1 protein-coding gene is annotated in these 566 nt (G+C 68.2%); it reads left to right on the forward strand.

The features are described from left to right. Positions 1–566 (forward strand): ISAs1 family transposase (locus tag ACFHWY_RS28800; RefSeq protein ID WP_416583374.1); only part of this gene is annotated, 566 nt, incomplete at both ends.

Consider the following 566-nt stretch of genomic DNA (forward strand, 5'->3'; position numbering starts at 1 on the left):
GACGCGTTGCACACCGTCAAGGCCACCGCCGAACTGATCCACCAGCAGGGCGGCCATTTCGTGCTGCCCGTCAAGGAGAACCGGCACGCACTGTTCGACGCACTCAACACCCTGCCCTGGGCCACCACCCCGATCGGCCACGAGAGCACAGAGACCGGGCACGGCCGCACCACCCGCCGCACCATCCGAGTCCTGCCCGCCCCGCCCCGCCTGCCGTTCCCGCACGTCAACCAGGTCTGGCTAATCGAACGCTACGTCACCGGCAGCGACGGCAAACAGTCCGCCGCCGCACAACTGGGCATTACCAGCCACACCGCCGAGGCCGCCAGCCCGGACGAGATCGCCACGTTCAACCGTGGCCAGTGGACCATCGAAGCCCTGCACTTCATCCGCGACACCTGCTACCGCGAAGACCACTCCCGCGTCCGCACCCGCTCCGGACCACGCGTACTGGCCTCGCTACGCAACCTCGCGATCAACGCCCTGCGCCAGGCCGGCCGCACCGACATCACCGAAGCCACCCGATGGGCCAACCGCGACATGAACAGGCCATTCACCATCCTCGG

Source organism: Micromonospora sp. LOL_024 (genome assembly GCF_048060415.1).
Taxonomy (GTDB): domain Bacteria; phylum Actinomycetota; class Actinomycetes; order Mycobacteriales; family Micromonosporaceae; genus Micromonospora.